Genomic DNA, 25,054 nt, shown 5'->3' with positions numbered 1-25,054 from the left:
ATTACGCCTCCTCCTTTATTTCTTCAATTTCGTCAATGTCCTGGATGCTCATGCCATCATCTTCATCGATATCACCAAAGTCATCGGCCTCATCGAGCACAAACTCAGTTGGCTCGTCATCAAGTACTGGCACAGATTTATCTTCTGGCCCGCTTTGCTCGATAACACTTTCTGCATCGATTGTTTCGCTATCATCCATCAGGTCAACCCGTAGGCCAAGACCTTGAAGTTCTTTCACAAGCACGTTGAAGCTTTCTGGAAGTTTCGGCCCGGTGATCACATCGTCTTTAATGATGCTCTCGTAGGCTTTAGCGCGACCATAAACATCGTCAGACTTGATCGTCAGCATTTCCTGCAGCGTTGCGGCCGCACCGTATGCTTCGAGGGCCCACACTTCCATTTCACCAAAGCGCTGACCACCATTTTGGGCTTTACCGCCAAGTGGCTGTTGCGTAACCATGGTGTAAGGGCCAGTGCTGCGGGCGTGGATCTTGTCGCTCACCATGTGGTGGAGTTTAATCATGTGCATCACACCAACTGTGGTTCGCTCTTCAAACGCTTCACCGCTGCGACCATCGAACAGTTGACTTTTACCATCAGATGTAAAGCCGGCTTTGACTAGCTCACTTTCGATAACAGTGTTTGGCACACCGTTAAAAGGTGGTGTTGCCACATGATAGCCGAGAGCTCGTGCTGCCATGCCAAGGTGAGTTTCAAATAGCTGGCCAAGGTTCATACGGCTTGGCACACCAAGCGGATTGAGCACGATGTCGACTGGCGTTCCGTCGGCCATGTATGGCATGTCCTCTTGTGGCAAAATACGTGCCACAACACCCTTGTTACCGTGGCGACCAGCGAGCTTGTCACCAACACTAATCTTGCGTAGCTGAGCAACAAATATCTGAATTTGCATTAGCACGCCAGCCTTTAGCTCGTGACCGTTCTCGCGGCTGAAGATCTTGACACCGACAACCTTACCGCCACCAGCGTTGTTCATACGCTGGCTGGTGTCGCGTACGTCTTTGGCCTTTTCTCCAAAGATGGCTCGCAAAAGGCGCTCTTCGGAACTGAGTTCTTGCTCACCCTTAGGGGTAATCTTACCAACAAGCACATCGCCAGCCGATACTTCACTTCCTACTTGCACGATACCGTCTTCATCGAGATGACGCAGGCTCTCCTCGCTGACATTTGGAATGTCACGGGTGACGATTTCTGGACCTAGCTTGGTTTCGCGGACTTCAACATTGTAGTCCTTAATATTAATGCTCGTCAGGCTATCGTCTTCAACAAGCCGGCGGCTAATAACAACCGCGTCGTCCATGTTGTACCCGGCCCATGGCATGAAGGCAACTAGTAGATCTTTACCGAGCGCGATTTCACCGCGAGCAATGCTGGCGCCTTCGATGAGTATGTCGCCCTTCTTTACTTTGTCGCCGCGCGATACGCGGACTTTCTGGTTGATCGAGCGATCGTCGTTGCTTTTCGCAAAGTGGATCAGACTATAAACTTTTTTACCTGCTTTGTATTCCACTTCAACAGCGTCGCCATCAGCACGCAGTACTTCACCGGCAGCTTCGGCAACCACCAACTGACTGCTGTCGCGAGCGACCTGGGCTTCAATACCAGTACCAACTATCGGCGCTTCTGGCGTGAGTAGCGGTACGGCCTGGCGCTGCATGTTCGAACCGGTCAGCGAGCGGTCAATACGGTTTTTCTCGATAAATGGCACGAGTGCAGCCGTGCTTCCCAAAATTTGTTTGTGTGCGGCGTCCATGTATGTGACTTCAGTCACATCGACTTGCCCTGGCTTTAGGAACTTACGAGCGCTCACGCGTTCGGCAACAAATTTGCCGTTTTTGTCGAGCTCGGCACCGGCATCAGCAATCACTTCAGTGACTTCGTGGCTGGCGTCGAGGTACACAACTTCGTCTGTCACCTTGCCGTTACTCACTTTCAAATAAGGAGTTTCTACGAAACCGTATTCGTTGACACGCGCATAGCTAGCGAGGTTGAGTACAAGCCCAATGTTGGCACCTTCAGGCGTTTCCACGCTACAGATTCGTCCATAGTGTGTTGGGTGAGCATCGCGCACATCAAAGCCGGCTCGTTCACGGCTTAGTCCACCGGGGCCCATACTGCTAAGGCGTCGTTTGTGGCTGAGTTCTGAAAGTGGGTTCACTTCGTCGAGCAGCTGCGAGAGCTGGCTGCTGGCAAAGAATTCACGAACAGCGGCAACCACGGGGCGCGCATTGATAAGTTGGCTTGGCGTTACTGTGGTAATGTCGCTCATGCTCATACGGTCCATAGCGTTGCGCTGCATACGAAGCATGCCGACACGGAACTGACGAGCCACCAGTTCGCCGACTAGTTTGACGCGGCGGTTGCTGAGGGCGTCGATATCGTCGCCTGGCTCTTGAGTGTTATTAAGACGAATGATCTCGCGGATGATTGCCACAAGGTCGGACAACTGGAATACCCTGTTCTCAGTTGTATTTGGCAAATTCAGCCCAAGGCGCTGGTTCATTTTGTAACGACCAACCCGACTATAGTCAAAGCGCTTAAAGTCATAGAACATGCGCTCGATCATTTGGCGCGCGTTATCGACTGTCGCCAGATCACCTGGGCGCAGGCGGCGGTAGACTTCAATCAAAGCCTCGTTGACGCCATGACTAGGATCTTTTTCAAGCGTTGCATCAATATATTTGGTTTCACCGGTGTCGATATCTTTAAAGAGTTCCTTAATCTCGCTCACTTTGCTGTAGCCGAGAGCGCGTAACAGCGTAGTGACGGCGATTTTGCGGCGGCGATCTATTTTGACATAGATTGCGCCGTTGCTGGCGGTTTCAAATTCCAGCCACGCACCACGACCAGGAATAAGTTTTGCACTGTAAAGATTCTTGCCAAGACCGCGCTCGGCAGTGAAAAAGACACCGGCGCTGCGAATCAGCTGACTTACAACCACACGCTCTGTACCGTTAATAACAAAGGTGGCGCGATCGGTCATCCATGGGTAATCACCGAGGTAGATTTCCTGCTCTTTTACTTCACCAGTGACTTTGTTTGTTAGTTCCACATTGACAAGCAGTGGCGCATCGAAAGTGAGGTTGTTTTCTTTCGCAAACTGCTCTGGGTTCTTTGGCTCTTGAAATGCGTAATCCTTAAAGCGCAGCTCAAGCTTTTGGCCTGTATAGTCTTCTATGGGGTTGAGTTCGGCAAAAATCTCGCTCAGACCAGTTTCAACAAAGTCTTTCCACGACTCTTTCTGGTGAGCGATGAGATTTGGAACTTCGAGCGCAGTGTCGTCATTTGTAAAAAAGACGCGCTGCAGCGGTGCGGTGCTATTAGCAACTTTCGCTTTTGGCATAATACTCCCTCTCGCATGGAGTTAGATTAGTATAGTGTGTTATCAAGTGACAGGGGTGGGTCAACCACTGTCCTTGCAGGTGCTTTGGCGCCGAAGCTTTACTGAACGCAGGGTCTCACACATACCAAAACGCCACGCCAGAGGCGCGGTATGTTTAATGACCCACGTTACACAATCTTCATTAGGTCTCATTGTAGTTGGCGAAGGTCATTGTGTCAAGCTCTTATTGTGAAGAAAATTGGTACTTACTTACCGGCAAGTACCGTGTCGACAACACCGTATTTTTTTGCTTCTTCAGCACCCATCCAGAAATCGCGCTCCATATCAGCCTTGACTTTAACAAGCTTCTGACCAGTGTTTTTTGCCATAATCGACGCAAGTCGCTCCTTCAGTTCGATTGCTTCACGTAAACTGATTTCTTGGTCAGTCACCTTACCTTGCGTTCCGCTACTCGGCTGGTGAATCATGACGCGCGCGTTAGGCAGCAAATGACGCTTGCCTTTAGCGCCACTACTCAGAAGAAGCGCCCCCATACTTGCTTGCAGGCCAATGCCGTAAGTGGCAACGTCTGGCGCGATATGGTTCATTGTGTCGTAAATGGCCAGCCCATCATACACACTACCCCCTGGGCTATTGATGTATAAGTGGATATCTTTTGTGGGATCTTCATTCGCAAGGTGCAGTAGCTGTGCGACCACAACATTTGCGGTATGCTCGTTCACGTCTTCACCGAGGAAAATGATGCGATCTTCGAGCAGCCGTGAATAGATATCGTAGCCGCGCTCACCATCGCGAGTTTTTACAATCACATTGGGTACAAGGTAGTTTTTCGTCATAGCACTATTGTACGCCGCTTATTGGCACTCGTCAATGCAGAGTGCTAATAAAAGAGTGCCCCGGCTGATTGCCGGGGTGTGGTATCAAGGAGTCTTGCTTGTAGCGCTCGCGCTCACGAGATCGAAAACGATTCGTGGGTCATAGCGCTTCGTGGTAATGAGCTTGTCATACGTGGCGATGTCGCCAGTGAAGCACGCAACCACTTCGCGCGTCGATCGTTGCAGTCGAATGGTGAAATCCCGTGACGGATCTGCCACTCCGACTGCTTGCACGTCCATCCAACTCACTAGCTTGGTATCAGCCGGTACATCACCTTCAATTCCGACCGTGCTGCACCGACTTGAATCGCGACGAAACGCCAGCGACACCTCACGTAGCCCGCCAACCACCCTCACAGATCCCCTTGGAACATTCTCAAGCACCTTGCTTTCGGCAAGTTGCTGAGAGTACACTGGGTGCACTGTTTCGCCGTCAGTACTAACCGTACCTCCGTCGATGGTGTAGTGTGCCGCATCAAATGAAGCTGTTGGATTATGGTTTGCCAACGCAACAAAGCCGATTACTGCCGCAATGACAAGCGCACCAAGCATCATGGTAGGTACGACGTCCCGGCGATGTCGGTTCAACCACCTTCGTGGTGTACGTAGGCGCATCATCAGTCGCTCAAGTCGCTGTTGTCGCGCATCTTCACGCCGCTGCTTCTCGCTCACCTGGTACTTACGGATCGCGACAAGCATTGGCTCAACTGCGCTTATCAAGTCGTAGGTTTCACTGGACCCAAAGCCGAGCGGCTTACCGAAGCTGTTTGCAAGCTGGCCATTCTTGATCATGATCGCAGACTCAACCAGCAGATTGTCCACTAGTAGTTCAGCTGCGACATCGTTCCCGGCCTCTGTGTAGCGGAGGCCTAGCCTGACCACTACACCATCGACCCTCCTGTAGGGAACGACGGGTACAAGCTCCCATGTACGCGCGCCCATCTCAGCTTTCGGCTTGACGGCATGCTGCGCCAGGTATTGAACCATGCCTTGTAGACGCAGTAACTGCCCATCAACGGGAAGTTGTTCTGGCACTTTTAACTCCTGTCTCGTGAAGGTACACTTGGCGTACAAGTTCTAGGAAGATACTCTATCATGTTTTTTAATATCTCGCAATGTGTATAGCAAACACTTCGCCAGGCAAACTGGCGAAGTGTTTCAGTTAACACAAGTCCTGGGAGATTATTTACTGTTGAGCGCTACTAGCTGCTCGACAGTTTTCTCGGTAATGAGCCTGTTTGCAACTTCACGCTGTATTTCTGGCTCATCAAACCGCTTAGCCATATCAGGGTTGTTGGCATACTGCTGGCGGTAGGTATTAAGGTGGGCGACTAGTTCATCTGCAGTCGCTTCAATCTTGAGTTCTTTACTCAGCTCAGCAAGAACAAGTCCGGCTTTGATACGGTTTTCGGCCAGCTCATCCGCCTCGGCCTTGACCCATGCATCGCGGTCAGCATAGCCCTGCTGTGCAAAGTATTGCTCGATTGTCATGCCGCGATACATCAAATTCTGTGTCAGATCCTGTTCAATCGATCGAATTTGATCGTCTTTGAGCACCACAGGCACTGCAACCTTACTTTTAGCAATCAACTGCTTCACCAAATCGTCCTTCATTGCATCGGCAGCTTCACGCTCTTTTTGGGCTGTGATTTCCGATTGAATGTCGGTACGTAGCTCCTTCATACTGGTAAATGGTCCGGCCTTAGCGGCAAACTCGTCATTTTCTTCGGGAAGCACGATGTTATTCACTTTTTTTACCGTAACACTAAAGACTACCTTTTTACCGGCCAAATCTTCTGCCTGGTAGTCTTTAGGGAATGTTAGTGGAATATCCAACTTTTCTCCAGCCTTTGCCCCCACAAGCGCATCTTCAAATCCCGGGATGAATGATCCGCTCCCAAGAACCAGCGGATAATCATTGCCGGCACCACCATCGAATGCCACGTCGTCTTTTTTGCCCACAAAATCAATCACGGTTTCATCGCCAAGCACAGCAGCTTGTTTGGTAGTTTTTTTCGTCGCGAGTCCCTTACGGATACGCTCTACTACCTCTTCAATGTGTGTATCCGCGACTTCAATTGAAGTCTTGAGAGGCTTTAGTTTCTTGTAGTCTCCCAGTACCACATGGGGCAATACGTCAGCTTCAGCTGTAAATTCAAGCTCGCTACCCGGTACAAATTTTTTCACTTCTACCGCTGGGCGTTCGAGTACCTGAATGTTTTGGCCAAGAAACGCTTCGGCGACCGACCGACTAAGCGCATTGTCGAGTGTTTCCTGTGCAAGAGTATTGGGATCGACATGCTTCGCCACAACCTCGAGTGGCACATGGCCTTTACGAAAGCCAGCTACTTTGGTTGATTTAGCAAGTTTTTTGAGCGCGACCTGCTCGGCTGCAGTTAACTCTTCTTGTCCAATAGTGATAGTCACCACAACGCGTGTATCAGATAAGTGTTTTACAGATGTCTTCATAAAGACTTATTGTACCACTAATACGCCACTAGGCGAACTTGAGTAGAATTGCAGCACGCATACCATAGTTTTGATAGTTAGTCAGGTCACCTGCGCTTGTTGAGCAATTTGTGTGTATCTGATTGTAGTTGCTGGTGTCCCCAGCTGTTGGATCTTCGAGCGTATACATCAGGATTCTGTATGACGTATTACTCGGGCATCCATAAATCATAAAGACGCGACGGTTTGATAGTGATAGTGCGATTGTATTGATCGGTAACTTATCAAACATTTCTGCTGGTAGGTACCCTGAGGCGACCATCACATCTCCGATCGTACACTGATACGTGGCAGCGATATCAATGACGCGGTAACCTTGCCACCCTATCGTACCAGTAATACAGTTATCACTCTGCGCATTTAGACCATTAGTGCCTGCGGTTGCCGAGCCGCCGCTAGGTATTGCTCCGTTATGATTTGCGCTCCATAGCATTATCGCATCAGCAAACTTATCGGCAGCATCTTTGATCTGCGTGTCGCGTGCTTGCACCTGTGCATTCTGATACATTGTTGCGGTCACCGCCACGAGTACCGCAATCACTACAATTACCACCAGTAGTTCGATAAGTGTGAAACCTTTTTGAGCTATGCGCATATAGCTCTACTATGGCAAATCCCCTTGCTAGGGTCAATAGCCGTAAGCAGCTTACTCTTCCGACGCGATGTCGAACTCTTCTTCACCACGCTGGCGATGGTCTCGAATTGTACTGACAATCCTAGCAACGCTGAGCTGCTTTTCTTCGCCACTGATGGTATTTTTCAGCGGGTATACTTCGCTGTCTAGTTCCTTTTCACCAACAAATAGCATGTAGGGAATAGCCTTCTTGGCTGCGGTTTTTAGCTGTTTATCAAGTTTTCGATCAGTGATGTCGAGTTCTACATTGACACCTTCGGCACGTAGCTCATCGGCAAGTCGCATAGCGCCACGCATTGTTTCGCCGATCACAACCATATAAATATCGGTCGTCGAGTGAAATGTTGGCAGCAAATCATGCGCATCAAGGAATAGCTGCATCATCGTGAGCCCTGGAGCAAATCCTACAGCACTAAGCGGCTCGGCACCAAATAGCCCCACAAGACCGTCGTAGCGACCACCGCCAAACAATGAGCGACTGTTCTCGGGATGGGTGTCATAAAACTCAAACACTGTTCCAGTGTAGTAGTCCAGGCCGCGCATCAGTGTGATATCAAAGACAGCGTTTTTTATGCCGGCACGCTCAAGGTAGGTAAAGAGCACCTGAATATCGCGCACCGGCTCGCTATCACGGATACTTTCGGGTAGATCTGCCATCGTTCGAGCGGCAAGTAACTGAGCTATTTTTTGCAGCCCACCTGCAGCTTGTTCGGGACCAAAAATATCAATCGCTTGATCGCGAAACGATTCGGGTGCAATCTTGTTTTTCCGATCAAACAGTTTCATCATCAGCTGCGCCTGCACGGTGTCCAGCCCCAGGTAATGCGCCATCATATAGTCGATGATACTTCGGTTATTAATACGAATAGTGAACATGTCGTCTTTGGCGCCAAACGCTTTCATGATTTCGCTGCCCATTGTGATGATTTCGGCTTCTGCCGCCACGCCATCGCAGCCGAATATATCGCAGTTAAGCTGCCAAAACTCGCGCTCCCTGCCCCTTTGTGGTCGTTCGTAACGTAAGAACCGACCGATGTTATACCACCGGGCCGGCAGCGCCACTTCCTGGCGACGCGCAGCTATCATGCGACTAACACTTGGTGTCATTTCCGGTCGAATTGCCACCCGTCGCTCACCCCTGTCGACAAATTGATAGGTCTGTTCGTTCACAAGCTCCTGCCCACTTTTGGCGGCATACACATCGACAGGCTCAAGCAGTGGTGTGTCGTACACTTCGTAGCCATAGCTACGAGCAATTTTATGCCATACAGCAAATATGTAACTGCGAAGCCGCATGTCTTCTGGGTACCAGTCGCGGGCACCTTTATAGGGATCACTACTGAGTGAACTCATAGTAGACATATTGTCTCACTATTTTGCTTTTGTTGCAAGCATAGGCATATATAAAGCTATGTTCGCAATCTATGCTGTTGCAGCCAGGCGTACATAGCAATGCCCGCGGCCACGCCCACGTTAATACTACGGGTGCTACCATATTGTTCGATCGCCACAATCTGGCTTGCTTGGCTAGCAAGTTTAGCGCTAATCCCCGGCCCCTCGGCGCCAAACAGTAGTACGCATGACATTGGCAGCGCTACCTGGCTAAGCGGTATCGATCCTTCAATGTTGTCCACTGCGATTAGTGGTTTAGCTGCAATTGCTGCCATAAACGCCTCGGCCGAGGCGTAGTGGTGCACATGCAGGTATTTGTCGGTCATCATGGCGCCGCGCTTATTCCATTGGCGACGGCCTATCACATGCACATGCCGCACCCCAAAAGCGTTCGCCGTACGGACAATCGTTCCCATGTTGAAATCGCGCTCCAGATTTTCTACGGCAATTTCGAGTCCACTATCCTGCCGGTCAAGATCAGTCACAATATCGTCTAGGGGCATTCCCTTGTAGTTGTCGACGACATTACGCGTATCGGCAAGCTCAGTCATCGCGCTGCGTGTCCCGTGCGTAGTCATGTACTACGCCCTCTAGTCCGCGTATTTCCACGTGTGTCAGCGAAGCATTTGGCATGGGAGCCGCATATATCCACTGCTGCGAGCGGTCCTCGAGCTCGGCCACCAAGCTTTTGATTGCCGTACCGTGGGTCACTACCATATGCGGCACTTCGTCACTCGCCCAGTCGGCAACCCGCGACAAACACTTCAGCATACGCGCTCCCACTTGTCGGGTCGATTCGCCGCCTGGCATAGCAAAGTCGCGCCCCTTTTTCTCGATCATTGCTAGTACCTCAGGGGTGTAGACTTCAACTCGCGGCATGCCTTCGGCGATACCTTGTGATATTTCTTGTAGTTTGTTAAGCACAATAATGTCGCGTCCCGTGCGGTTGAAGGCATACTTTGCGGTTGCAAGCGTCCGTTTTGCTGGTGAACTAAGTACTCTGTCGTACTGAATGTCGTATTCGCGCACAAATTTACCGAGCTGCCTGGCCTGCGCTTTGCCGCGCTCGGTTAGTGGCGAGTGATTCGAGCGACCTCCCACACGTTCGGGGTGCGTGTTGGCAACCGATTCAGCGTGCCGTACTAGGTAAAAGTGTGCCATTGGTATAGGCTATTATAGCAAATAAAAACACCCCTTGCTGGGGTGAACTGTCGGGAAGATGGGTGTTACCCAGGGCGACGACGGTGTTTGCTGAGGACTGGGTACCTCATACTAACTCGTCGCCGCCCCGGGATTCCACCGCTACTTGTATCTCACCTTTGCCCCGAAGGGCTCAGGTGAGAGGAGGGATCAGGAGGCGCGGGCGGCTGCCCGCTTGCTCCGCGGCTGCGGAGATTCCTTCAGGAACTTCGCCACCTTGGCGTCGAAGTCCTTGTCGCTCGCGGGCTCGGCCGGCTTGTCGACCGGCGCGGCATCCTGGGCCTTCGGCTTGCGCTCGGGCAGCGGGTCCTTGTCGGGGACCTCGACGCCGCCGTTGAGCAGCGCAAGCCGCTCGACACCGCGGTCGAGCGCCCGGGCGAACCGCCCGCGCGCGAAATCGACCGCCTTGGCGTCCAGGCCGGGCGTCCCCTGGAGGGCAGCGAGCGCCTCCATGCGGGCCCACTCGCGTGGGTCGACGGTGATGAGCTGGGGGAGCTGCACCGGGACGGCGTGACGCTTGCGCGTCACCGGGTCGGTCACGACGATGGTCGTCGAGACCTCACCACGTTCGGCCAGCGGCGCCTCGGCGTAGAACGCCAGGGCCTTCTCGACCAGCGCCCGGGCCGGGCCGGCGTGGATCGTCCGCAGCGCGGACGACCGCTTGGCCTGGTCGGCGACGAGGGCGCGGTTGGCCCTGGTGCTGGCCTCGAAGGCCAGACGGCCGGCGAAGCCGGCCTCGGCCTTGGCGACGGCCTCCTTGATGGCGGCGTCCTTGGCGGCCTTGTTGAGCCCGACGAAGTTGGCGGTACGGTTCATGATGAACCTCTCTCTGCCCCACCGGGGGGGCGGGTTGTGTAGCGATGGATTATTCAGGTGCGGTCTTCGGCGGGGCGGGTGCCCCACTCCTGACTGCATAATTTCATTATAGCACAAGCTGTGTTTTTTGTCAATATGTTTGTGTAAGTTTTTTGCTATTCTTGCCACCACCTCTGGTATTTGCTATGATAGTTTGGTATGCAGCTATGACGGCTGCGCGAAACGTAAATAGTCGTAGACGCGCTGCGCGTTGTATAATGCGTAGGAATATCGCGTTAAGTAGTGTCCTTTATCTATGCGGATATGGCGGAATTGGTAGACGTGAGAACTGTCAGTCGGCAGTTCGCAAGGCGATGTCACCAGAGAGCTATGCTCGATAGGCTGGCTCGCGGGGTCGCGGAACGTGACCTAGCTTCAGAAGCTAGCGCCGCAAGCCCTAAAAATTCACGCGCTCTTTAGGTGTTATACATATGCGGATATGGCGGAATTGGTAGACGCGCTAGCTTCAGGTGCTAGTGTACGCAAGTACGTGGAGGTTCAAGTCCTCTTATCCGCACCAAAAACGAACTTTTCGGGAAATTTGAGCGCATTTGCGCTCGTTTTTTTTATTTATTCCCTGTCTTTAAGTAGTAAAATTCAAAAAATCGGACTTTTCTCATCTGTTAAGGATCAGGTCTTTAACACCACTGACATATTTTTAGGTAGGTAGCGAGTTTACGGGCTTTTTATATAATTTAAGTGTGGCAAGTGGGGGCTAGTGCAGCGTCGCAAGAAAGATAGCTTGACCACCCGCAGTTACGATAAAGTCCATTGGGCTTGGAACGCCTAACTTGATATTTGGTCGGTTATTATCTTGGTCGACATCGTGAGATGTCACACCCTCAGGGGTGACCATCGCAGGCTCTTTCGCTGTCGCAACGACTTTAGCGGCTAAATAGGCTTGCGTGTATGTAACCATGGCATTCGCAGCTGTGTAAAGTGCATCAACCCCAACGAGTGCGGGGTTTTGTCCGCCGTCATATACAAGCTCTCTTATTCCCATTTTAAGCTGCACGGCGTGTAAGACGGCAAGCGCACCTAAAGCAGTTGCACTCGTAATTTTACCTGTATACTCACCGTTTCTAGAGGCTTCACGACCCTTTTGATACAAATATTTAACTATATACTTTCCAGCGAATGGCATTTTACCTGTAACTTCCGCAACACTTCTTGACATAATGGATCGATTATAACATAGTTATTAAACTTATGCAACCCCTTTAGGTCATTCGTAACGAGATGTTTCAGCTGTTCTACGCAAGAGTCGTAATTACTTAGCAGCTGATATAATCTTTTTTCAGCATATCTGATTCAACAACAATAACCTTATGAGCACCAAAACTATTAAGATGAGCCTTAGCTCGTCTTTTTAGTTTGCAACAATTTATAGCCCGAAACGAGCGAACTGTCCGGCATCGTGGCTGTCACGAATCATTTCGGCCAGATGCCGCAGCTCTATTGATTCTTTCACCCCCGAATTCATATAGCCATGCGGGTCACACACTTTACGTACTTCTTGATACAGCTTTACAATGCGTGCGTCGAGTTGATTATAAATAAACCTTGACTTGAGTCGGCCCTCGCCACCTTCGGCCACCATAGTACCACCGTGTGAGTATACTGTTTGTGTAAGTGCGTCGAGGAGCTTGAGCACTGTTTGCTTGTCGCCCACTTTGTGAAGATCGAACGTCGGATACACCCCATAGGTATTAGTATACACATGCCCAGCCAGAGGCAGAGCTATATGATGCTTTTGAGCAAGTAAATCAACTGACTTTGCAAAATCTTCGAGTCGCTCTGTAGGAACGTGGAACCCAGTAAAGATTCCTGGAGCCCCCTCACTCTGCTCCCCAGGCAGGGCTGTATAGTAGGTAACGTCGAGTGCAGCGAGCATATCCTGCGCCTCATCACCGTCGGCGGTTGAAAATACGACATCTTCATACTTGGCAAATGTTTTAACAACTTTTTTCAGCCGCTTTGCACGAACGCGGTCGCTAAATTCGTCAAACCCGACAATCACTACCGATGCAGGGGCCTTAATTTCATCAAGCGCACGCTTGTAAAATTCGTACTGGCGACCACACTTAGCGGCCGTTTCAAACAGCTCGGCGTCGAAGTATTCTACAAACGCCGGTGTCATACTACAAAGTTCGTCTAGCGCATCGCGGGCAGTATTGCTACTTGCAAACACCATCGCTGCCACGCCCATATGAAGGCTGCGGAACTCGCCGCGCATAATCATTTCGGTAATAATGCCGAGCGTGCCTTGGCTACCGATAAACAATGGTGTCAGATCGAAGCTCCCATCTTTTTGCTTGACATCAGCAATAGTGTTGTAACCGGTCGCATCGTTGGCGCGAAGTGTATCAAGCAGGTCGGTGTTTTCTTCAATAATAGCGTCGATTCCACGGTAAATATCACCTACAAACCCTTGCATGCCTTTGCGTCGGCTTAGTTCGCGTTTGTTTATGCGGCCGGTTTGTATAACATCACCGCTTGCTAACACAACTTCAAGTTGATCGACAGCTTTGTCTACCGTGCCATATTTGCCGGCCATTAACCCAGCGACCGCATTGGCTACTGCTCCGCCGACCGTACCAAACGCATGTGAGCCTACAAGCGGCATGATTGAAGTTCCGTGTAGTGCAAGTGACTGTTGCAAAGCGCCAACTGCCACGCCTGGTTGCAGACGGACGAGTTTTTGCTTGGGCTCGTACTCAAAAATACGGTTCATGTGAGCCGTCATGACGACCGCAGCTCCCTTACCCAGTGCCGCCCCAGTACTATCGGTGCCAGCACCGCGCACCGTCACAGGCAGAGTGTGGCCTTTTTCGGCTAACTGCCAGGCAAATCGACAAACTTTTCGGATATCATTAGTATTTCGTGGGTAAATAACCATGTCTGGTTTTAGTTTCAAAATACCAAGGTCTGTACTTATTGCTTCGCGTACATCGCTGCGCGTTGACACTTCACCCGCCAAGTGACCGCTAAGGTAAGAAGCGATTTTACTCATTATTCCCTCGTTTTTTCATTACCATTAGTATACCATAAGCGTTGATACGTTTCACTTTTTTAGTATATCTGTTAAAATACATTCACACCCCGTGCGGATGTGGTGAAATTGGTATACACGTATGCCTTAGGAGCATATGCCTTCGGGCGTGCTGGTTCAAGTCCAGTCATCCGCACCAACCCAAGAAGACGAGCGTTTGCTCGCCTTTTTGTATTGACTTATCGACGATATTCTTTGACATTTGATAAACCCGACGCAATGAGCGCGGCAGTCGCCGTATGTTGCATTCCCTGCGCCAGTCTACTACCAGGAAATAAATCATCTACGCGCAAAGAAGCGGCACGAAAAGCAGACGTCCACTTGTTCAATGGCCGTGCACCGGTATCGGCATCGGCAATCTCGCCGCGGGCGGCTCGTAAGCTTTGTTCGTGGCGCACATGAGTGGATGCAAGGTCGCGGGCGCTACGCACGGCAGCGGTCGGGGCATCCAGCTCACCACGCATAACTCTACCGTATTCCTGAATAGCAAAATCAATCTTATCAGCCAGCGGGTCGGCAACTTTGCCGAACGGTGTCACAGCGTCAAAATGTCTCGCTATTTTGCCGTCGATACTATCTGCCATATCAAGCGCTAAATTAGCAACAAAACGCTGCTTGCGCGACAACCTACCAGTACGAGTCGCGGCCTCTACAACCAACCGAAGACCAAGACGACCAAAGGTGACTGCAGAGGCAGCGACTGCAGCTCGTTTTTGCCGCTCATCAAACCCCCGCCACGTGTCATGCGACTGTTGGGCGGCAACAACCAGTGGGGATTCACGCAAAAAGGCGACTCGTCATACCTGGCTAGTATAGCGCAGACAAAACAGAGGTCAAAGCATAATCAAAAAAGGACCGTTTGGTCCTATGATTCTCGGCGGAAGAAGGTGAGGTATGCAGATCCATAACTACGATTGTCCACCACAACAATTCCGTTTAGCAGATTTGGTCCCTCACCTCTTCCTGTATGGGATAATACCATAAGCCCGTTTGGTTTGAGAAGCCCAAAAAGTAACGAGACTGTGGATAACTGCAAGTCGTGGTATGGCGGGTCGGCGAAAATTATGTCGTAGCGAGCATCCAAATTTTCATTGATCCATGAAGCAACAGATCTATTTACAATTGTCGTGTCATTTTCGGTACCTAGCAATACCACATTTTTTGCCAATACTTTTTGCGCAATTTTATCGCGTTCTATAAATGTACAGTGCTTCGCACCTCGGCTAACTGCCTCAAGCCCTACTGCTCCCGTACCAGCAAATGCATCGAGTACCTCTGCACCTTCTATGCGGCTACCCAGGCTATTAAACATGGCATTGCGCACGCGTTCACCCATAGGGTGAGTACGGCTGTTGTCGGGTGCATCGATTTTGCGGCCACCATATTTGCCGGCAATTATCCGAATATACACTTATAACCCCGCTTCTTTATACGCGCTGTACCAAGCATACGTGACAATGCGTATAATTTCCGGCACCAACTGCGTGCGCGCTTGCCTAGCTAGCTTCGCTGTCCAGCCTTCCTGCCAGAAGTTGTGATACATATCAAGCGCGTAAATCCGCTGCACCGAACGCAAAAACAGTCGCTCCAGGCCCATCGTTTCGGCCTGGCGTACCCAGTCTGGCGACATGCCGAGTTTTGTAAATCGTGTAGTTTTAATACTTGTCGCCACCCCAAACTCAAACAGCACATGGGTCACAAACACTCCCTTTGCACCCCAGTATTGCCAGTTTTTGCCGAGCGTGTCGCGAGCGCTCTCGCCTTTGATGTAGTTTTTTTCTTTGATCGTTAGGCGCTCTTCTTTGGGCTTACCCCACAATTCTTCGATCTTGTCGCCAAGTGGATAGTGGTGCGCTGGCGTCAGCCCGTCGACGATAGCATGAGCAATCCACGCCGCTTCAAACGCCGCCCGCTGTTCATTGCCTGTCCGCAGTGCCTCCACAAGGTTATGGTGGTGGTCTGCAATCATGTCGACAAGCTGCCGATCGTCAGGCTTCGTAGGGTCAATGTAGTGCCACGGCTCGTCTTGGCTGGGGCTTTTACGCTTTATGCCATCAGGGCCGTTATTGCCTTCGAAATGCAATATGTCTTTAATTGCCGGAAACCCCGGGCCAACACCTGGTATAGATTGCAATGTGCGGCGCGCCACCCTATCGATTTTTTGGTGCACCCCAATAAACCCGCCGGATTGTTTACGAAAAGTTGTACCACTATACATTTTGTCTATCATACCAGAAACACAACCAGATTTCACCGATGTATTGACAAATACGCTGTATTTTGATATAATATAATTCAGAATAGTTTCACCACTACGCACCTTGACCACTAAAGGAGCACCCATGCCCGAGTTCACCCATCTCCTGAACGGCGCAACCGTAAAGTTTCACGGGTACCGCGAAGCGCAGCTGACCGACCATGCGCTCGCCGTCCCGCGAGATGTCGTCCGCGAGTTCGAAAATGAACTCTACAAGCTCACAAACGCGAACCCCGCCAACCACGTGGTCTTCGAAATCAAGACCAGGGGTGGGACGACAATCGCGTTCCGTTTTTCCGACTTCTACATGTACGTCGGAACGACCGTAAAGGTCGGCACCTACTAGCCCCCGTCCCGTCGCAGGCATTCAGCCTCCGGGTCACCGGGGGCTGTTTGCTTACCTGTAGTTAGTTCAGGGTAGTTAGTCGCTGGTAGTAGCGCACCTGGCTCGCCAGTGCCGAGTATTGTTCGATAGCAGCGCCGTCTTCTATAAACCGCCGCACGGCTTTTTGGGCACGAGCAATCAACTGCGTGTCGGCGAGTGTCGCAATCTGCAAATTAAGCGCCCCATGCTGGGCTTTGCCATATATTTCACCCGGGCCGCGCAGTTCCATGTCGACTTCGGCAAGGTGAAACCCGTCGTTGCTTTTTTCGATCTCGCGCAGACGCTGCGATGGCTTGTTGGTCGAGCTCATCATCAGGTAGCAATAGCTCTGGTGTTCGCTTCGTCCCACTCGCCCGCGTAGCTGATGCAACTGGCTGAGACCGAACTGATCGGCGTTTTCGATAATCATCACAGTAGCATTAGGAACATCCACCCCTACTTCTACCACAGTAGTACTGACGAGAATATCGTATTTTTTTGCTTTAAAGTCCTGCATCGTCTGATCCTTTTCGCTTGGCTTCATCTTGCCGTGCAATAGACCGATTTGCCGATGCCCAAACACGCTATTTTTGAGCCGCTTGTACTCAGCCTGCACACTTTTCGTGTCATTGTCTGGGTTGTCGTCGATCAGACTGCACACTACATAGACCTGTCTGCCCTTAGTAATTTCTTGATCAATATGGCCATAGATTGTTTTTGCAGATACCGGAGACACGATCTTCGTCACGATCGGCAACCTGTTAGCTGGTCGCTCATTCAGCACACTCACATCAAGCTCGCCATAGACAGTCAGCGCAAGGCTCCGCGGGATAGGCGTAGCAGTCATCGCCAGAAGATGTGGAAGCACGCCAGATTTACTAAGCAGCTTCTGGCGCTGGGCGACGCCGAACCGATGCTGCTCATCGATTACTACAAAGCCAAGCCGCTTGAAGCTGACAGTATCTTGAATAAGTGCGTGCGTACCCACCACAACATCAACTTCACCGTCGGCAATCTGCTGATAAAGAATCTTACGCACCTTGCCTTTCACACTTCCAACTAGTAGGCCTACGCGCACCCCGAACGGGCTCAGCAATGTATCGAGCGTCTCGGCATGCTGAGTCGCCAGTATCTCTGTTGGGGCCATAAACGCCGTCTGGTAGCCATGACTCGCCGCCTGGCGAGCCGCTAATCCCGCTACCACCGTTTTGCCACTACCAACATCTCCCTGTAATAAGCGATTCATCGGTGTCGATTTTTCAAAGTCTTGCAAAATATCCCACGCCGCGCGTTTTTGAGCTATGGTCAGCTGAAATGGCAAGCATGCAACAAACGCTTTGACCGTGGCAACTTCAAACGGAATGTGATAGCCTGTGAGTTTTTGATTCTCGAGTTTATTGAGCTGACTTGCTAGCAGCAGCTCGAACAACTCTTCAAATGCGAGCCGCTCACGGGCCGCTGCGACATCTTCAATACGCTTGGGGAAATGCATCGTACTAATCGCCTCGGATCGACTTATAAGTGTTTCGGACTGCATGACACTTTGCGGCAATGTCTCGGGTAACACAGTCATGAGTGGACGTAGCTCGGCAAGGATACTCCGTACAAGCTGGCTTTTGAGTCCATGCACCGACCGATACACGGGCACTAGTCGTTCAGCCTGCACTGGCAGTTCTTTGGCAATTTCGGCGCTAGGATTGGTGAGTTGATAACGACCATAGTTGTATTCGAACTCGCCGCTGAAATAAAATTCTTCATCAGTTGCCGATAACTGCTGCACTCGATATGGTTGGTTAAACCAGACTGCGTTAAGCTTGCCGCTCGCATCAGACAGCACGGCTTTTGTGAGTTTGAGTCCGCGCCGAACCATACGAGTTTCTATTTTCTCGCAGCGTGCTTTAATTGTCGCTTTACCAGGCTTAATGTCGGCAATAGCGATGACACCAGTGTAATCTTCATGTCGACGCGGCAAAAAAGTCAACAAATCATCCACGCTTACTAACCCCGCCACGTGCAATCGCTCAGCGGTTTTTGGCCCGACTCCTTTGATTTGCTCGAGATTTGTCTGGAGATTCACACTCTCTAGTATAGCGCCTTTGCACGGGCAAGGCATGTTGTGACAGTCCGCTCTGCGTCCTCGTCTACAAGCCTGGCATATGGCTGGTAGAGCCCTGGTGTCCAAATACTGTCATACACCTGGTGAACATAGCGGTCCGTGGCCTGCAACAAGCTACCCATAGGCGGCATGAGTGTCACACCTGTGCGACCTAGTTCTGTACGCACGCTTGGTGCCACTCGAATCGCGTATTCGGCGTAGCGGATGCCAAAAGTCAGTTCCTCACCCTTATCAATCACTGCTATCTTGCTCGCAGGACAAAACCGCTCAAGCGCTGGCATGGCATCGAGTACATACTGAGATAGGCCGACAAGACCTAAAAACTGTGTGTAGCTTGGGTCAATAGTGGCGCCCGTCTGTCGCTCGCGCAGCAAAACATGGGTCATCGTGTAGCCATCGGTACGCGGATACGCTTGAAGTACCGCAATATATTGGTCGGTTTCAATCCCGTATTCATCTGCCAGATGTGTACCCAATACCGCAGAGGCCAGCCCACACACCTGTGAGCGAAGGGTACGATTAGCATTTACACCACTATGCTGTAGGTAGCTATGGATAGCACCTTCAACAAGTGGTGTTGCCTTGTCGGCAATCTGCTGCAGTTCACGACTCATATCTATTTATTATATCAGATATTTGTGTATTTGTCTAGTCAGTTACACCCAGGATGCCCCGCACTACATATGGCGTGCTTTGATAGCCATCGACATCGATACACTCCACACCCATAGCTTTGACAGGATAGTCATTACCGCCCTTTTCGAGTCGGTCGCCAATAAACAACACCTCTTCTTTCATAACGCCTAGTTGTTCAATTAGCTTTTGCATACCATAGGCCTTGTCGACGCCGATTGGAGTAATGTCAATGGTTGTTGTGCCACCGTTACGTACTTCATATCCCGGTAGCGCTTCGGCTATCGCATTACGCAAACGAATTGCGTCTTCGTTGTGCGCCTGATACCACTCGTATTTTGCTTCTGCGGGTGCTTTTTGCCCAAGCATCGAGATGGCAATTTGACTTAGGCGATCTTCAATGACCTCTCCCCATGGCTTCTCGGGCCATAGGCCAGATTCCTTTGCAAGCCGCTCTGACACTTCAATAATGTGTCTCTTCTCCTCTTCGGTAAAGTCTTCAGCATACACTATATCCCACGTGTTTACTTCTAAGTCATGTGTATAGTAGCGAGTACCGCAGGTCGGTAGTATATGCAAGTGGTCAAGCAAGTGTGCCGATGTCTCACGTAACGGATCGATAATATTGACTTCAAATACTTCAAACCGACTACCGGAAATAATGGCAACTTCGTAATGCGCCAGAAGTTTTGCGACTAAATCGCGCATCTCTGTTGTCATGGGGTTTTTGGATTTGACAAGTGTGTCATCAACATCAAAGGCAATAACTTTTTTCATATTTCTCCTTATGGCTCTTTTACGTCTTCGGTTTGCCTTGCCGCTTCTACGGCATCGAATGCACATGGGTCGTACGCAATAAGTGACTCTGCCATTGTATACTCCTTTATCGCACTAGGACGAAACTATTTTTACCTTTTTTGACTAAACTCAAATCTTTTATTTCCTGGTCTTCAGTAATTTTTTGACCATTTATTGCAACAGCCCCGCCCGCAATAAGTCGCTTGGCTTCACCGTTACTTGCACAAACTCCTGCGTCAACAAGTGCACCAACAACCGTAGTAGCTGCAACAGTTGGTATTTCAGCGGCAAGTGTATCCAAATCTTCGCTGCTTAGCTCTGTTACGGGGCGAGCACCAAATAAACTTTCAGTCACATTCTCGACTGACTCGCGTCGGTCTCTTCCATGCACAAGATCGGTCACTTCACGTGCCAGGGTGCGTTGAAGCTCACGAGAACCCGGGCTCTTTCTATGTGCAGCTATGAGTCGCTCGACAGAATCACGCTCAAGCATGGTGTAAATTTTTACGAGAGTTTCACTGGTCGCGTCGTCGCAATTGAGCCAAAATTGGTAAAACTTGTATGGACTTGTCTTGGCAGGGTCGAGCCAAACTGCGTTACCTTCACTTTTGCCAAATTTCTTGCCGGTCGATTTATCGATAATAAGCGGAACGGTCATAACATGAGTATCTGCACCGTCTAGTCTTTTAATCATTTGGGTGCCACTAACCATATTGCCCCATTGATCGCTACCGCCTATTTGCAGAGTAGCATTGTTCGTACGATACAAATGAAGAAAATCGTAGCCCTGGATTAACCCGTAACTAAATTCCGCATAGCTAATACCACTACTATCTTCGCCTATACGAGCTTTTACAAATTCGCGACTAAGAAGCTGTGTCATACTGAAATGTTTGCCAATGTCTCTAAGAAAGTCCAAGTAATGAATCTCTTTAAACCAGTCATAGTTATCGACAAGATCAAATGAGCCGTCGGCTAAAACTCGCCGAAAGTCAGCAGCAATGCCTTTTTTATTGAAGTCAATTTCTTCCAGTGTTTTCAAGTCACGTTCCACGTCTTGTTTTGGGTCGCCAATCATACCAGTTGCGCCACCCACTAGTACAATAGCCTTGTATCCATAATTAACAAGGTGCTTGACGAGCATCACACCCGCCAAGTTACCAATATGCATACTCGATGCGCTTGGATCAACACCGTAATAGAAAGTCCGAGTCTCTTTATCTAGTTCAGTGATATCGGTAAATGTCGTTTGATTGACAAAGCCACGCCACGCTAGTTCTTCAGATAGCGTCATAGTGAAACTCTCCTTTCTTGTTTCTTCTGGTCAAATAGTAGCACAAAATATACTTTATCGCACTGGCGTGCGAGTGCTATAATAAAAACTAATATTGCTTATGGGAAGAGAGTTACGTGGTTAAAGCAAAAAAACCGGCACGAGCTGTCAGTGTGTATGCGAACTTGGCATCTAAACGTCGCAGCAAGAAAGATGTAAAGGCTCGCAAAAAAGCGGAGTATCTTGCTAGTCTCCCAAAACATCCGCTCAAACGGCTGGTATATCGTATGCATCCACGACGTGTCGCTCAGTTCTGGTTTAGTAAGAAGGGTTTGTTCGCACTCCTCAAAGGTATTGCGGCATTCCTGCTCATTTTGCTGCTTCTTAGCCTTGCGCTATTCGCCTACTATCGCAAAGACCTCGATGCTATTCGCCCCGGCACACTTGCACAGCGTGTAAAAACTACAGTCACACGATACTATGACCGCAATGATAAGCTCTTATGGGAAGATAAGGGCGATGGCGACTACACGCTCGTTGTTGATGGCGACAAAATCAGTCCCTACATGAAACAGGCAACTGTCGCTATCGAGGACAAAGATTTTTATAAGCACGGCGGCGTCAGCCCTACCGGACTTGTGCGAGCCGTGCTTAGCAATGCGCAGGGCAATAGTACACAAGGTGGCTCCACTCTTACTCAGCAGTTAGTAAAGCAAGTCTTTTTCCCCAAGGAAGAGGCTCAGCAACGTGGTCTTGCAGGTATCCCCCGCAAAATAAAAGAAATGATTTTGGCTATTGAAGTAGAGCGTATGTACAGCAAAGAACAAATCATAAATCTCTATCTAAATGAATCGCCTTATGGAGGGCGGCGTAATGGTGTTGAATCGGCGGCGCAAGCTTATTTTGGCAAAACCGCTAAAGACCTCACACTAGCAGAAGCGGCCTTGCTCGCCGCAATCCCCAATCAGCCAGGCCTTTACGATCCATACAATATCGACGGACATGAGGCATTGTTGGCACGCCAGCACAAAACACTCGATAATATGGTTGAGATGGGCTATATCAAGCAAGTGCAGGCTGACGAGGCGAAAAAGGTAGCTATCCTTGATACCGTCCAACCGCGGACCGATCAGTTAGCCGGCATCAAAGCGCCCCACTTTGTACTGATGGTTCGCTCACAGCTCGAAAAATCTCTAGGCAAGACAGTCGTCGGCAATGGCGGACTTATCGTCAAAACCACGCTCGACCTCGATGTACAGGCCAAGCTTGAGGAGCAAATGAATGCTATGTTTAGCTCTTACTGGCCAGGCTATGCAGGTTTCACTAATGGTGCGGCTGTTGTGGAAGACGTAAAAACTGGCCAAATCATTGGGCTCTTAGGGAGTCGTGACTACAACTACGAGGGCTTCGGCCAAGACAATGCAGCAGTTGCCTTTATTCAGCCAGGCTCATCAATAAAGCCATTTGTCTACGCACAGCTGTTCCAGAATCAAGGTGAGGGTAAATTAAACTTCGGCAGCGGTTCGGTTCTTGCAGACACCCCTACTACCTTTGAGTATAACTGGAAGCCCAATAATGCTGATGGTGGTTTCAAAGGCAATATCAATATCCGAAAAGCGCTCGACATGTCGCGTAACATCCCTGCCATTAAGGCGATGGCGGTGGTAGGTAAAGATGCGGCTTGGAAAACTATTCGTGATCTCGGCAATACCTATTACTGCACGCAAGGTGCAGATGCCCAAGCTGGGCTGTCAAGCGCAATTGGTGGTTGTGGTACACGCATGATTGATCACACCAATGCACTTGCGTCACTCGGCCGTATGGGCGTCTACATGCCTACCAGCACAATCTTAGAAGTGCGCAGTAGTACTGGTGAAGTACTAAAAAAATACAAAAGTGAGACGAAACAAGTGATTGACCCTCAAGCAGCTTACGTGGTAAGTGACATCCTCGGCGACGGCAACTCACGCAACTTGCTCTTCGGTCGAACAATTATCCCCATTAGTGAAGCAGCTGGGTATAAAATTGCAATCAAAACCGGTACGTCAGATAAAGACCGTAAACCTAAGGACATTTGGACCGTCGGCTATACACCGCAAATCTCTATGAGTGTATGGCTGGGCAACCCCGACACCTCGCCGCTTGCCAACGGCAATTCATCGATCCCTGCGCGTGTTCTAGACCCAGTAATGGCCTATACTCTACAAAAGTATAAGGAGGCTGGAATCGATATGTCGTGGTTTAGCGCACCTGCCGGCATCCAGCGTATTGGTGGTGAAGTTTATCCGTCCTACTATAATAAATCGACAGGCATAACCAATGATAAGATGGTTTTCGATAAAGTATCAAAGAAGAAAGCTACTAGTTGTACTCCCGACGGCGCCAAGATAGAAGTAGGCGTGACAAAAAGCAACGATCCCTTCACTAAACAGGTTGTTGTATCGGCGCCCGACGGCTACGATCCGACAAAGGATGATGACAGTCACGCCTGTGGCGATCCGCTGCCGACGGCATCAATTAGTTCTGTTGATCAGAAAAAGCACACGGCAATCGTCACGACAACAAGTGGCGGCAAATTCAATCTTCAAACATTAACTGTCACTTGTGGTAGTCAAGTTGTATCTACAATCACACCTGTGAGCGGCGATAACGTCATTGATTTATCGAGCGTTTCCACAAGTTGTACACTCGGTGCTACAATAACCGACGCCGGTTATTACAGTGCGCCGAGCAACCAACTGTCCTATACGCCCAAGTAACTAGCGGTTTATTTATTCGCTAGTTCAACAAATGCCGCTTCTCGTTGAGCCCCGCTTTGCACCGGACGCTGCCTGCGAGCATATGATTTTGCGGGAGCTGTTGTGCTTTTGCGTACATTCTGAGTACGGAGTCGCGATTCATCTTGCTGATGCGTGGTCGATAGTTGGCTAGCACGGTTGCTCTGAGGACGTGAGATGGCATGAGATTTACGCGGTGACTGTCTGGCCGTCGACAATGGGCTGGAACCTCGCGTTTCAGGTGGCTTGGCAGACACTTTTCGCGCAAACATCATACGGCCAGCAGCGGTTTGCAAGCTTCGTACCACTTCGACATGAACCTGCTGGCCAATCTGACCACTAGCCTGCTCGACAACTACCATAGTGCCGTCAGCCAAATAGCCCACGCCCTGGTGTGAATCCTGGCCCTTTTGCGCAAGTTCAACCATCATTTGCTCGCCAGGTAGGTAGCTCATGCGCATACTCTGCGCCAGTTCATTGATATTGAGTACCTGTATATTCTCAACAGCCGCAACCTTGTTGAGGTTGTAGTCAATGGTACAAATCGCTGCGGTATATTGTTTGGCAAGCTTTAACAGTCGTTCGTCGACGCCTTCTTGTGCCTTGCTGCCGTCTTGCAGTAACTCCACGTCGACACCTGGCATTTTCTGAAGTTCAGTCACAACATCGAGCCCGGCACGCGCCCGAGCACGTTTGTCGGCATCAGCGTTATCGGCAAGAAACTGAAGCTCACCAACGACACTCCTAGGTATGATAAGCGTACCCCCAATAAATCCGGTCGCCGCAATTGATACTATTCGTCCGTCCATTAATACCGACGTATCGACAAGCACAGAGCGGCCTTTAAATTTGTTACTTGTCTTTGGAAGCTTTGCCAGCAAGTAAGACACTTCGCCCAAGATGAGTAATGTGACTGCAAGTAAAGCCAAATCTTTTGTTTCCATAATAATTTCCTT

General features: G+C 50.2%; 21 protein-coding genes and 2 tRNA genes. 4 read left to right on the top strand and 19 right to left on the bottom strand.

Going from position 1 to position 25,054, the window contains the following annotated elements; all coding sequences use genetic code 11:
* Window position 1: 1 nt before the first annotated feature.
* From IPM09_01835 to IPM09_01795, 9 genes are all read right to left on the bottom strand, one after another.
* Window positions 2–3,364 (bottom strand): DNA-directed RNA polymerase subunit beta, encoded by a 3,363-nt coding sequence (locus IPM09_01835; protein QQS22263.1) that lies wholly within the window; start codon window positions 3,362–3,364, stop codon window positions 2–4.
* Between the two features lie 245 nt (window positions 3,365–3,609).
* Complete coding sequence (locus IPM09_01830) at window positions 3,610–4,200, bottom strand: ATP-dependent Clp protease proteolytic subunit (GenBank protein ID QQS22262.1); 591 nt, start codon at window positions 4,198–4,200, stop codon at window positions 3,610–3,612.
* 84 nt (window positions 4,201–4,284) lie between these two features.
* On the bottom strand, window positions 4,285–5,274 hold the full coding sequence (locus IPM09_01825; GenBank protein ID QQS22261.1) for a hypothetical protein: 990 nt from the start codon (window positions 5,272–5,274) through the stop codon (window positions 4,285–4,287).
* A gap of 147 nt (window positions 5,275–5,421) precedes the next feature.
* The gene (gene tig, locus IPM09_01820) at window positions 5,422–6,708 is read right to left on the bottom strand and encodes a trigger factor (GenBank protein ID QQS22260.1); all 1,287 of its coding nucleotides are present in this window, start codon (window positions 6,706–6,708) and stop codon (window positions 5,422–5,424) included.
* 28 nt (window positions 6,709–6,736) lie between these two features.
* Window positions 6,737–7,342 (bottom strand): prepilin-type N-terminal cleavage/methylation domain-containing protein, encoded by a 606-nt coding sequence (locus IPM09_01815; protein ID QQS22259.1) that lies wholly within the window; start codon window positions 7,340–7,342, stop codon window positions 6,737–6,739.
* 51 nt (window positions 7,343–7,393) lie between these two features.
* Complete coding sequence (locus tag IPM09_01810; protein QQS22258.1) at window positions 7,394–8,734, bottom strand: histidine--tRNA ligase; 1,341 nt, start codon at window positions 8,732–8,734, stop codon at window positions 7,394–7,396.
* A 56-nt stretch (window positions 8,735–8,790) separates the two neighbouring features.
* Window positions 8,791–9,324: a TrmH family RNA methyltransferase gene (locus IPM09_01805; GenBank protein QQS22459.1), complete on the bottom strand. Its 534-nt coding sequence runs from the start codon at window positions 9,322–9,324 to the stop codon at window positions 8,791–8,793.
* Entirely contained in the window at window positions 9,317–9,934 is a 618-nt protein-coding gene (locus IPM09_01800; protein QQS22257.1) for a histidine phosphatase family protein, read from the bottom strand. Before IPM09_01800 ends, IPM09_01805 begins: the two co-directional genes overlap by 8 nt.
* A gap of 189 nt (window positions 9,935–10,123) precedes the next feature.
* Complete coding sequence (locus IPM09_01795; GenBank protein ID QQS22256.1) at window positions 10,124–10,789, bottom strand: hypothetical protein; 666 nt, start codon at window positions 10,787–10,789, stop codon at window positions 10,124–10,126.
* A gap of 472 nt (window positions 10,790–11,261) precedes the next feature.
* Here IPM09_01795 and IPM09_01790 point away from each other — a divergent pair.
* Window positions 11,262–11,348, top strand: a tRNA-Leu gene (locus IPM09_01790).
* Between the two features lie 195 nt (window positions 11,349–11,543).
* Here IPM09_01790 and IPM09_01785 read toward each other — a convergent pair.
* Together IPM09_01785 and IPM09_01780 are read right to left on the bottom strand one after the other, a co-directional pair.
* Window positions 11,544–12,005, bottom strand: coding sequence for a hypothetical protein (locus IPM09_01785; GenBank protein QQS22255.1), 462 nt, complete (start codon window positions 12,003–12,005; stop codon window positions 11,544–11,546).
* A 207-nt stretch (window positions 12,006–12,212) separates the two neighbouring features.
* Window positions 12,213–13,841: an FAD-binding oxidoreductase gene (locus IPM09_01780; GenBank protein QQS22254.1), complete on the bottom strand. Its 1,629-nt coding sequence runs from the start codon at window positions 13,839–13,841 to the stop codon at window positions 12,213–12,215.
* 93 nt (window positions 13,842–13,934) lie between these two features.
* Between IPM09_01780 and IPM09_01775 the strand changes: the two genes are divergently transcribed.
* A tRNA-Leu gene (locus IPM09_01775) sits at window positions 13,935–14,019 on the top strand.
* Between the two features lie 40 nt (window positions 14,020–14,059).
* Here IPM09_01775 and IPM09_01770 read toward each other — a convergent pair.
* The 3 genes from IPM09_01770 to IPM09_01760 form a co-directional block, all read right to left on the bottom strand.
* Entirely contained in the window at window positions 14,060–14,665 is a 606-nt protein-coding gene (locus tag IPM09_01770; protein ID QQS22253.1) for a CDP-alcohol phosphatidyltransferase family protein, read from the bottom strand.
* An 80-nt stretch (window positions 14,666–14,745) separates the two neighbouring features.
* Window positions 14,746–15,291: a 16S rRNA (guanine(966)-N(2))-methyltransferase RsmD gene (gene rsmD / locus IPM09_01765; GenBank protein ID QQS22252.1), complete on the bottom strand. Its 546-nt coding sequence runs from the start codon at window positions 15,289–15,291 to the stop codon at window positions 14,746–14,748.
* Entirely contained in the window at window positions 15,292–16,110 is an 819-nt protein-coding gene (locus tag IPM09_01760; protein ID QQS22251.1) for a hypothetical protein, read from the bottom strand. It abuts the gene before it with no gap.
* 112 nt (window positions 16,111–16,222) lie between these two features.
* Here IPM09_01760 and IPM09_01755 point away from each other — a divergent pair, with 112 nt between their 5' ends.
* A complete protein-coding gene (locus IPM09_01755) occupies window positions 16,223–16,483 on the top strand; it encodes a hypothetical protein (GenBank protein ID QQS22250.1) in 261 nt (86 codons plus the stop codon).
* Window positions 16,484–16,544: 61 nt separating this feature from the next.
* On the opposite strand, the gene recG is transcribed toward IPM09_01755, so the two are convergent.
* The 4 genes from recG to IPM09_01735 form a co-directional block, all read right to left on the bottom strand.
* Window positions 16,545–18,578: an ATP-dependent DNA helicase RecG gene (gene recG, locus IPM09_01750; protein ID QQS22249.1), complete on the bottom strand. Its 2,034-nt coding sequence runs from the start codon at window positions 18,576–18,578 to the stop codon at window positions 16,545–16,547.
* A gap of 5 nt (window positions 18,579–18,583) precedes the next feature.
* A complete protein-coding gene (locus IPM09_01745) occupies window positions 18,584–19,231 on the bottom strand; it encodes a hypothetical protein (GenBank protein QQS22248.1) in 648 nt (215 codons plus the stop codon).
* A 34-nt stretch (window positions 19,232–19,265) separates the two neighbouring features.
* Entirely contained in the window at window positions 19,266–20,027 is a 762-nt protein-coding gene (locus IPM09_01740; protein QQS22247.1) for an HAD-IIB family hydrolase, read from the bottom strand.
* Window positions 20,028–20,133: 106 nt separating this feature from the next.
* Entirely contained in the window at window positions 20,134–21,342 is a 1,209-nt protein-coding gene (locus tag IPM09_01735) for a tyrosine--tRNA ligase (GenBank protein QQS22246.1), read from the bottom strand.
* A 116-nt stretch (window positions 21,343–21,458) separates the two neighbouring features.
* On the opposite strand from IPM09_01735, the gene IPM09_01730 reads away from it, so the two are divergent.
* Window positions 21,459–24,080 carry a penicillin-binding protein gene (locus IPM09_01730; GenBank protein QQS22245.1) on the top strand — a complete coding sequence of 874 codons (2,622 nt, stop codon included), beginning with the start codon at window positions 21,459–21,461 and terminating at the stop codon, window positions 24,078–24,080.
* Between the two features lie 8 nt (window positions 24,081–24,088).
* On the opposite strand, the gene IPM09_01725 is transcribed toward IPM09_01730, so the two are convergent.
* The gene (locus IPM09_01725; protein ID QQS22244.1) at window positions 24,089–25,042 is read right to left on the bottom strand and encodes a hypothetical protein; all 954 of its coding nucleotides are present in this window, start codon (window positions 25,040–25,042) and stop codon (window positions 24,089–24,091) included.
* Between the last annotated feature and the right edge of the window lie 12 nt (window positions 25,043–25,054).

The organism is Candidatus Saccharibacteria bacterium (genome assembly GCA_016700015.1).
Classification (GTDB): domain Bacteria; phylum Patescibacteriota; class Saccharimonadia; order Saccharimonadales; family Saccharimonadaceae; genus Saccharimonas.
Note: the sequence above shows the minus strand (reverse complement) of the source record. Positions and strands in the feature narration are given on the sequence as shown.